This window comes from Pseudomonas botevensis (assembly GCF_019145475.1).
GTDB lineage: Bacteria > Pseudomonadota > Gammaproteobacteria > Pseudomonadales > Pseudomonadaceae > Aquipseudomonas > Aquipseudomonas botevensis.
This window is the reverse complement of sequence record NZ_JAHTKI010000003.1, coordinates 322498-331017: the sequence shown is the minus strand read 5'-3', so window position 1 is coordinate 331017 and position 8520 is coordinate 322498. Positions and strand designations below refer to the sequence as shown.

Here is an 8520-nt window from a genome sequence, read left to right as displayed (position 1 = left end):
CCGCACGTCAACGTTGGCACCATTGGTCACGTTGACCACGGTAAAACCACTCTGACCGCTGCTCTGACTCGCGTTTGCTCCGAAGTTTTCGGTTCCGCAGTTGTTGACTTCGACAAGATCGACAGCGCCCCGGAAGAGAAGGCTCGTGGTATCACCATCAACACTGCACACGTAGAGTACGATTCGAACATTCGTCACTACGCGCACGTTGACTGCCCGGGTCACGCCGACTACGTAAAAAACATGATCACCGGTGCTGCCCAGATGGACGGCGCGATCCTGGTTTGCTCGGCCGCTGATGGTCCGATGCCGCAAACCCGTGAGCACATCCTGCTGTCCCGTCAGGTAGGCGTTCCGTACATCGTGGTTTTCCTGAACAAGGCTGACCTGGTAGACGACGCTGAGCTGCTGGAACTGGTCGAGATGGAAGTTCGCGACCTGCTGTCCACCTACGACTTCCCGGGCGATGACACTCCAATCATCATCGGTTCGGCTCGTATGGCGCTGGAAGGCAAAGACGACAACGAGATGGGCACCACTGCCGTCAAGAAGCTGGTAGAAACTCTGGACAGCTACATCCCAGAGCCAGAGCGCGCTATCGACAAGCCGTTCCTGATGCCAATCGAAGACGTATTCTCGATCTCGGGTCGCGGTACTGTTGTGACCGGTCGTGTTGAGCGTGGCATCGTCCGCATCCAGGAAGAAGTTGAGATCGTTGGTCTGCGCGATACTCAGAAAACTACCTGCACCGGCGTTGAAATGTTCCGTAAGCTGCTCGACGAAGGTCGTGCTGGCGAGAACTGCGGCGTTCTGCTGCGTGGCACCAAGCGTGACGACGTTGAGCGTGGTCAGGTTCTGGTCAAGCCAGGTTCGGTTAAGCCGCACACCAAGTTCACCGCAGAAGTTTACGTTCTGAGCAAGGAAGAAGGCGGCCGTCACACTCCGTTCTTCAAAGGCTACCGTCCACAGTTCTACTTCCGTACTACTGACGTGACTGGTAACTGCGAGCTGCCAGAAGGCGTTGAAATGGTAATGCCAGGTGACAACATTCAGATGACTGTCACTCTGATCAAAACCATCGCGATGGAAGATGGTCTGCGTTTCGCTATCCGTGAAGGCGGTCGTACCGTCGGCGCTGGCGTCGTGGCCAAAGTTATCGAGTAAGACTCTTTTAGAGTCTGCTTGATGAGTTGAAAAAGCCCCCGCTCAGCGGGGGCTTTTTTATTGGGTTGACACCTATATGGGGCGTCTATAGAATTGCGCCTCCTTTTAACGGGCGTATTGCGCCCGGTGGGAATAGCAGCCGGAGTCTGAAATCCAATGCAAAATCAGCAAATCCGTATCAGGTTGAAGGCTTTTGACCATCGCCTGATCGACCAATCAACCCAGGAAATCGTGGAAACCGCGAAACGTACTGGTGCTCAAGTGCGTGGTCCAATTCCACTGCCTACCCGTAAAGAGCGGTTCACCGTTCTGGTTTCCCCGCACGTCAACAAAGACGCGCGTGACCAGTACGAAATCCGCACTCATAAGCGCGTTCTGGACATCGTCCAGCCAACGGATAAAACCGTTGATGCACTTATGAAGCTTGATCTTGCGGCCGGTGTGGAAGTGCAGATCAGCCTCGGCTAAGACTCGGTCTTGGTCGTGTAACGCTCTGAAATGGGCGGCCATAGCGGGTGAAAGCCCCGTACACTCATGAGGTTTACAACATGACTATTGGTGTAGTCGGTCGTAAATGCGGTATGACCCGTATTTTCACCGAAGAAGGTGTCTCCATTCCGGTCACGGTCATTGAGATCGAGCCGAATCGCGTCACCCAGTTCAAAACTGAAGAGACCGATGGCTATCGTGCAGTGCAAGTCACTGTCGGCGAGCGTCGTGCTTCGCGTGTAACAGCTGCTCAGGCTGGCCACTTCGCCAAGGCGAACGTTGCCGCTGGTCGTACCGTAATGGAATTCCGCCTTGAAGAAGGCGAGTACCAGGCCGGCGATCTGATCAACGCTGAAATCTTCGCTGCTGGTCAACTGGTTGATGTAACCGGTCAGTCCAAAGGTAAAGGCTTCCAGGGTACGATCAAGCGTTGGAATTTCCGCGGGCAAGATAACACCCACGGTAACTCCGTATCCCACCGCGTCCCAGGCTCTATCGGCCAGTGCCAGACTCCTGGTCGTGTATTCAAGGGCAAAAAAATGTCCGGTCATATGGGCGCTGAGCGCGTGACCGTGCAGTCCCTGGAAGTAGTGCGCGTGGACGCTGAACGCAATCTGTTGTTGGTCAAGGGCGCTGTTCCTGGCGCTACTGGCGGCAACCTGGTTGTACGTCCAGCAGCCAAGGCTCGCGGTTAAGGGGAAGCTGACATGCAATTAAATGTAAATGACGCTCAAGCGATCGAAGTTTCCGAACTGACATTTGGCGGCGAGTTCAACGAGACGCTGGTTCACCAAGCAGTCGTGGCCTACATGGCCGGCGGCCGTCAAGGTAGCAAGCAGCAGAAGACCCGTTCCGACGTTCGTGGTGGCGGCAAGCGCCCATGGCGTCAGAAAGGTACTGGCCGTGCTCGTGCCGGTACTATCCGTAGCCCAATCTGGCGTGGCGGCGGTACCACTTTCGCAGCTCGTCCACAGGATCACTCCCAGAAGCTGAACAAGAAGATGTATCGCGCAGCAATGCGTTCCATCCTTGCTGAGCTGGTGCGTACTGATCGTCTGGTCGTGGTTCAGGATTTCGCAGTCGAAACTCCGAAAACCAAAGATCTGCTGGGCAAACTGAACAACATGAGCCTGACCGACGTTCTGATCGTGTCCGACGCTGTTGATCAGAACCTGTACCTGGCTGCTCGCAACCTGCCGCACGTAGATGTACGTGATGTGCAAGGTTCCGATCCAGTTAGTCTGATCGCATACGACAAGGTGTTGATCACCGTGTCGGCCGTGAAGAAATTCGAGGAGCTGCTGGGATGAACCAGGAACGCGTATTTAAAGTTCTGCTTGGCCCGCACGTTTCCGAGAAGGCTACGGTTCTGGCAGACAAGAAAGGCCAGTTCGTTTTCAAGGTTGCTACCGACGCAACCAAGCTGGAAATCAAGAAGGCCGTCGAAAGCCTGTTCAGCGTGAAAGTTGAGCGTGTTACTACCCTGAACGTTCTGGGTAAGAGCAAGCGCACCGCTCGCGGTCTGGGCAAGCGTAATGACTGGAAGAAGGCAGTTATCTCCCTTCAGCCAGGCCAAGATCTCGATTTCAGCAGCAGTGCTGAGTAAGGAAGGGGTGCATCATGGCAATCGTTAAATGCAAACCGACTTCCCCTGGCCGCCGTTTTGTGGTCAAGGTGGTCAACCAGGAGCTGCATAAAGGCGCTCCTCACGCACCGCTGCTCGAGAAAAAATCGAAGTCTGGTGGTCGTAACAACAATGGCCGTATTACCACTCGTCACATCGGTGGTGGTCATAAGCAGCATTACCGTATGGTCGACTTCCGTCGCAACGACAAAGATGGCATCGCTGCCACTGTCGAGCGTATCGAATACGATCCAAACCGTACTGCTCACATCGCACTGCTGTGCTACGCAGACGGCGAACGCCGCTACATCATCGCCCCTAAAGGCGTGAGTGCTGGCGACCAGCTGATCGCGGGTGCTCTGGCTCCAATCAAGCCAGGCAACGCTCTGCAACTGCGCAACATTCCGGTTGGTTCCACTGTACACGGCATCGAATTGAAGCCAGGTAAAGGTGCACAGATCGCTCGTTCCGCTGGTGCTTCGGCTCAGCTGATCGCTCGTGAAGGTGTGTACGTTACCCTGCGTCTGCGTTCCGGTGAAATGCGTAAAGTCCTGGCTGAATGCCGTGCGACCCTGGGCGAAGTCTCGAACTCCGAGCACAGCCTGCGTTCGCTGGGTAAAGCTGGTGCCAAACGCTGGCGTGGCGTTCGCCCAACCGTTCGTGGTGTTGCCATGAACCCGGTTGACCACCCACATGGTGGTGGTGAAGGTCGTACCTCTGGTGGTCGTCATCCGGTATCGCCATGGGGCTTCCCGACTAAGGGCGCGAAGACTCGTGGTAATAAGCGTACCGACAAAATGATCGTCCGTCGTCGCAAGTAAATAGAGGGATACGACAGTGCCACGTTCTCTGAAAAAAGGTCCTTTTATTGATCTTCACCTACTGAAGAAGATCGAAGTGGCGGCGGAGAAGAATGATCGCAAACCAGTTAAGACCTGGTCGCGTCGTTCCATGATCCTGCCACAAATGGTCGGTCTGACCATCGCAGTACACAACGGTCGTCAGCACGTCCCAGTTCTCGTTAACGAAGACATGGTCGGCCACAAACTGGGCGAGTTCGCCGGTACCCGCACTTATCGCGGGCACGTGGCAGACAAGAAAGCCAAGCGTTAAGGGGTAAGGAAATGGAAGTAGCCGCTAAGTTGTCGGGCGCTCGAATCTCCGCCCAGAAAGCCCGCTTGGTCGCCGACCAGATCCGCGGGAAGAAGGTGGGCGAAGCGCTCAACCTGTTGGCTTTCAGCAGTAAGAAAGCCGCCGAGATCATGAAAAAAGTGCTGGAGTCGGCCGTAGCCAACGCCGAGCATAACGAAGGCGCAGACGTTGATGACCTGAAGGTCAGCACCGTATTCGTCAACGAAGGGCGTTCGCTGAAGCGCATCATGCCACGTGCGAAAGGCCGTGCTGATCGCATCGTCAAGCGGTCTTGCCATATCACTGTCAAGGTTGCTGACAAGTAACGGAGTCGAAGAGATGGGTCAGAAAGTACATCCCATTGGCATTCGCCTGGGAATCGTCAAGGAGCACACCTCCGTCTGGTACGCAGACGGTCGGACTTATGCGGACTATTTGCTCGCAGATCTGAATGTGCGTGAGTACCTCCAAGACAAACTAAAAAGCGCGTCCGTAAGCCGTATCGATATCCATCGTCCGGCTCAAACTGCACGCATCACCATCCACACCGCTCGTCCAGGTATCGTTATCGGGAAGAAAGGTGAAGATGTTGAGAAACTGCGTCAGGACCTGACCAAGCAAATGGGTGTGCCTGTGCACATCAATATCGAAGAGATCCGCAAGCCGGAACTCGACGGTATGCTGGTTGCCCAGAGCGTAGCTCAGCAGCTGGAGCGTCGTGTGATGTTCCGTCGCGCCATGAAGCGCGCCGTACAGAACGCCATGCGCATTGGTGCCAAGGGCATCAAGATCCAAGTGAGCGGTCGTCTCGGCGGTGCTGAAATCGCACGTACTGAATGGTATCGCGAAGGTCGTGTGCCACTGCACACCCTGCGTGCCGATATCGACTATGCCACCTACGAAGCTCACACCACTTACGGTGTGATCGGTGTAAAGGTTTGGATCTTCAAAGGCGAAGTAATCGGTGGTCGCCAAGAAGAACTGAAGCCACAAGCACCAGCGCCTCGTAAAAAAGCTGCTAAGTAAGGGGTACGCAAAATGTTGCAACCAAAGCGTACGAAGTTCCGCAAGCAGATGACCGGCCACAACCGTGGTCTGGCACTGCGCGGTAGCAAAGTCAGCTTCGGCGAGTTCGCGCTGAAGTCTGTTGCTCGTGGTCGTCTCACCGCTCGTCAGATCGAGTCGGCACGTCGTGCTCTGACCCGTCACGTAAAACGTGGCGGCAAGATCTGGATCCGTGTATTCCCGGACAAGCCTATTTCCAAAAAGCCTCTCGAAGTTCGGATGGGTAAAGGTAAGGGTAACGTCGAATACTGGGTTGCCCAGATTCAGCCAGGCAAAGTCCTGTATGAAATCGAGGGTGTTTCTGAAGAGCTGGCGCGTGAGGCTTTCGCCCTGGCTGCTGCAAAGCTGCCGCTCGCCACCTCCTTTGTTAAACGGACGGTGATGTGATGAAAGCGAATGAACTTCGTGAAAAATCCGCACAGCAGCTGAACGAGCAACTGCTCGGCCTGCTGCGCGACCAGTTCAATCTGCGCATGCAGAAAGCAACTGGCCAGTTGGGGCAGTCTCATCTGCTCTCGCAAGTTAAGCGTGACATCGCTCGCGTGAAAACTGTGCTCAACCAGCAGGCAGGTAAGTGATCATGGCTGAAGCCGAAAAAACTGTCCGTACGCTGACTGGCCGTGTTGTCAGCGACAAGATGGACAAAACCATCACCGTTTTGATCGAGCGTCGCGTTAAGCACCCGATCTACGGTAAATACGTTAAGCGTTCGACTAAGCTGCACGCGCACGACGAAACCAATCAGTGCCACATCGGCGACAAAGTCACTATTCGTGAAACTCGTCCGATGGCCAAGACCAAGTCTTGGGCGCTGGTTGAAGTTGTCGAACGCGCTGTGGAAGTCTAAGGGCTAAGGGTCGGAGAAATTATATGATTCAGACTCAATCCATGCTCGATGTGGCCGATAACAGCGGCGCTCGCCGCGTTATGTGCATCAAGGTGCTGGGTGGCTCCCATCGTCGTTACGCTGGTATCGGTGACATCATCAAAGTTACCGTTAAGGAAGCAATTCCTCGCGGTAAAGTGAAAAAAGGCCAAGTGATGACTGCTGTTGTAGTCCGCACTCGTCACGGCGTACGTCGTGCTGATGGCTCCATTATCCGCTTTGATGGCAACGCTGCTGTTCTGCTGAACAACAAGCAAGAGCCGATCGGCACCCGTATCTTTGGGCCAGTGACCCGTGAACTTCGTACTGAGAAGTTCATGAAGATCGTCTCGCTCGCCCCAGAAGTGCTGTAAGGAGATCCGACATGCAAAAGATTCGTCGTGACGACGAGATCATCGTGATCGCCGGCAAAGACAAAGGTAAGCGCGGTAAGGTGCTGAAGGTTCTGGCTGACAACCGTCTGGTTGTTGGTGGTCTGAACCTGGTCAAGCGTCATACCAAGCCTAACCCGATGTCGGGCGTACAGGGCGGTATCGTCGAGAAAGAAGCGCCACTGCACGCTTCCAACGTCGCCATCTTCAACGGCGAAACCAACAAGGCTGACCGCGTTGGTTTCAAAGTAGAAGACGGTAAAAAAATTCGTGTCTTCAAGTCGACCCAAAAAGCGGTTGATGCTTGAACACTGCTAGGTAGAAGACCATGGCACGACTAAAAGAGATTTACCGGAAGGAAATCGCACCGAAACTTAAGGAAGAACTTAAGCTTTCGAACGTGATGGAAGTTCCGCGCGTTACCAAAATCACTCTGAACATGGGTCTGGGCGAAGCGATCGGCGACAAAAAAGTCATCGAGCACGCTGTTGCTGACCTGGAAAAGATCACCGGCCAGAAAGTCGTTGTGACCTACGCTCGCAAATCCATCGCAGGCTTTAAAGTCCGCGAAGGTTGGCCGATCGGCGTCAAAGTGACCCTGCGCCGTGAGCGTATGTACGAGTTCCTGGATCGTCTGCTGTCGATCTCCCTGCCTCGGGTTCGCGACTTCCGCGGCCTGAATGCCAAGTCCTTCGATGGTCGTGGCAACTACAGCATGGGCGTGAAAGAGCAGATCATCTTCCCGGAAATCGACTACGACAAGATCGATGCTCTCCGCGGTCTGGACATTACCCTGACCACCACTGCCAAGAACGATGACGAAGGCCGCGCTCTGCTGCGTGCTTTCAAATTCCCGTTCCGCAACTGATTGGAGTAGGAAAATGGCCAAGAAGAGCATGAAAAACCGTGAGCTGAAGCGTCAGCTCACTGTTGCCAAGTACGCCGTCAAGCGTGCAGCGCTGAAAGCTATCATCGTCGATCTGAACGCAAGTCCAGAAGCACGTTGGGAAGCTACCGTAGCTCTGCAGAAGCAACCACGTGACGCAAGCGCTTCGCGCATGCGTAACCGTTGCCGTCTGACCGGTCGTCCGCACGGCGTTTACCGCAAGTTCGGCCTGGGCCGTAACAAACTGCGTGAAGCGGCAATGCGTGGTGACGTTCCAGGTCTGGTTAAAGCCAGCTGGTAATCGCTGTCAAAGTCTCGACGGTCTGGCTCGCAAGAATCTGACCGTCGGTGCCTTGAGCTTGAATCAAGCCCCTTTTGGGGCTTGATTCATTTCTGGGGTATGTCTAGAATGACCGGCTCGCCTGAGCCCGTGTTTTTTGTACCCGGAATTTCTCGGCGACAAGTAGTAGCCGCAAGGCTAATTTTTCTGTTTTAGGAGCGTCTAGCCCATGAGTATGCAGGACCCGTTAGCGGACATGCTAACTCGAATCCGTAATGCCCAGATGGCTGAAAAGTCCGTCGTAAGCATGCCTTCTTCCACGTTGAAGGTGGCTGTAGCAAAAGTCCTGAAGGACGAAGGTTACATCGCGGGTTTTCAGATCAGCAGCGAATCCAAGCCACTGCTGTCCATCGAGCTGAAGTACTTCGAAGGCCGTCCGGTCATCGAGGAAGTGAAGCGCGTTAGCCGTCCAGGCCTGCGTCAGTACAAGTCCGTTGAAGATCTGCCAAAAGTACGTGGCGGTCTCGGCGTGTCTATCGTCTCCACCAACAAAGGTGTGATGACTGATCGTGCTGCGCGCGCTGCCGGTGTCGGCGGCGAAGTTCTTTGCACTGTGTTCTAAGG

17 protein-coding genes are annotated in these 8520 nt (G+C 54.7%); all 17 read left to right on the top strand.

Annotated elements, in window-relative coordinates; translation table 11 throughout:
- The coding region (gene tuf, locus KVQ74_RS07115; protein WP_217830286.1) for an elongation factor Tu at positions 1 to 1164 on the top strand (1164 nt) is incomplete at its 5' end.
- A gap of 156 nt (positions 1165 to 1320) precedes the next feature.
- On the top strand, positions 1321 to 1632 hold the full coding sequence (gene rpsJ, locus KVQ74_RS07110) for a 30S ribosomal protein S10 (RefSeq protein ID WP_003186070.1): 312 nt from the start codon (positions 1321 to 1323) through the stop codon (positions 1630 to 1632).
- Between the two features lie 80 nt (positions 1633 to 1712).
- Entirely contained in the window at positions 1713 to 2348 is a 636-nt protein-coding gene (gene rplC / locus KVQ74_RS07105) for a 50S ribosomal protein L3 (RefSeq protein WP_003186059.1), read from the top strand.
- A gap of 12 nt (positions 2349 to 2360) precedes the next feature.
- Positions 2361 to 2963 (top strand): 50S ribosomal protein L4, encoded by a 603-nt coding sequence (gene rplD, locus KVQ74_RS07100; protein ID WP_003228735.1) that lies wholly within the window; start codon positions 2361 to 2363, stop codon positions 2961 to 2963.
- Complete coding sequence (rplW, locus tag KVQ74_RS07095) at positions 2960 to 3259, top strand: 50S ribosomal protein L23 (protein WP_002555488.1); 300 nt, start codon at positions 2960 to 2962, stop codon at positions 3257 to 3259. The genes rplD and rplW overlap by 4 nt, the downstream gene beginning before the upstream one ends.
- A gap of 14 nt (positions 3260 to 3273) precedes the next feature.
- The gene (gene rplB / locus KVQ74_RS07090; protein ID WP_217830283.1) at positions 3274 to 4098 is read left to right on the top strand and encodes a 50S ribosomal protein L2; all 825 of its coding nucleotides are present in this window, start codon (positions 3274 to 3276) and stop codon (positions 4096 to 4098) included.
- Positions 4099 to 4114: 16 nt separating this feature from the next.
- Complete coding sequence (gene rpsS / locus KVQ74_RS07085; RefSeq protein ID WP_002555486.1) at positions 4115 to 4390, top strand: 30S ribosomal protein S19; 276 nt, start codon at positions 4115 to 4117, stop codon at positions 4388 to 4390.
- A gap of 11 nt (positions 4391 to 4401) precedes the next feature.
- Positions 4402 to 4734, top strand: a complete 333-nt coding sequence (gene rplV, locus KVQ74_RS07080; protein ID WP_003103908.1) for a 50S ribosomal protein L22 — start codon at positions 4402 to 4404, stop codon at positions 4732 to 4734.
- Positions 4735 to 4747: 13 nt separating this feature from the next.
- On the top strand, positions 4748 to 5434 hold the full coding sequence (gene rpsC, locus KVQ74_RS07075) for a 30S ribosomal protein S3 (RefSeq protein WP_007924192.1): 687 nt from the start codon (positions 4748 to 4750) through the stop codon (positions 5432 to 5434).
- A 12-nt stretch (positions 5435 to 5446) separates the two neighbouring features.
- A complete protein-coding gene (gene rplP, locus KVQ74_RS07070) occupies positions 5447 to 5860 on the top strand; it encodes a 50S ribosomal protein L16 (protein WP_003228729.1) in 414 nt (137 codons plus the stop codon).
- A complete protein-coding gene (gene rpmC, locus KVQ74_RS07065) occupies positions 5860 to 6051 on the top strand; it encodes a 50S ribosomal protein L29 (protein WP_002555481.1) in 192 nt (63 codons plus the stop codon). Before rplP ends, rpmC begins: the two co-directional genes overlap by 1 nt.
- Before the next feature lie 2 nt (positions 6052 to 6053).
- The gene (rpsQ, locus tag KVQ74_RS07060; protein ID WP_217830279.1) at positions 6054 to 6320 is read left to right on the top strand and encodes a 30S ribosomal protein S17; all 267 of its coding nucleotides are present in this window, start codon (positions 6054 to 6056) and stop codon (positions 6318 to 6320) included.
- A gap of 23 nt (positions 6321 to 6343) precedes the next feature.
- Positions 6344 to 6712, top strand: coding sequence for a 50S ribosomal protein L14 (gene rplN / locus KVQ74_RS07055; RefSeq protein ID WP_002555479.1), 369 nt, complete (start codon positions 6344 to 6346; stop codon positions 6710 to 6712).
- 11 nt (positions 6713 to 6723) lie between these two features.
- Positions 6724 to 7038, top strand: coding sequence for a 50S ribosomal protein L24 (gene rplX, locus KVQ74_RS07050; RefSeq protein WP_003186046.1), 315 nt, complete (start codon positions 6724 to 6726; stop codon positions 7036 to 7038).
- A gap of 20 nt (positions 7039 to 7058) precedes the next feature.
- Positions 7059 to 7598 carry a 50S ribosomal protein L5 gene (gene rplE / locus KVQ74_RS07045; protein ID WP_003210069.1) on the top strand — a complete coding sequence of 180 codons (540 nt, stop codon included), beginning with the start codon at positions 7059 to 7061 and terminating at the stop codon, positions 7596 to 7598.
- 13 nt (positions 7599 to 7611) lie between these two features.
- Positions 7612 to 7917, top strand: coding sequence for a 30S ribosomal protein S14 (gene rpsN / locus KVQ74_RS07040; RefSeq protein WP_007955639.1), 306 nt, complete (start codon positions 7612 to 7614; stop codon positions 7915 to 7917).
- Between the two features lie 208 nt (positions 7918 to 8125).
- Complete coding sequence (rpsH, locus tag KVQ74_RS07035) at positions 8126 to 8518, top strand: 30S ribosomal protein S8 (RefSeq protein ID WP_217830277.1); 393 nt, start codon at positions 8126 to 8128, stop codon at positions 8516 to 8518.
- The last annotated feature ends 2 nt before the right edge of the window (positions 8519 to 8520 follow it).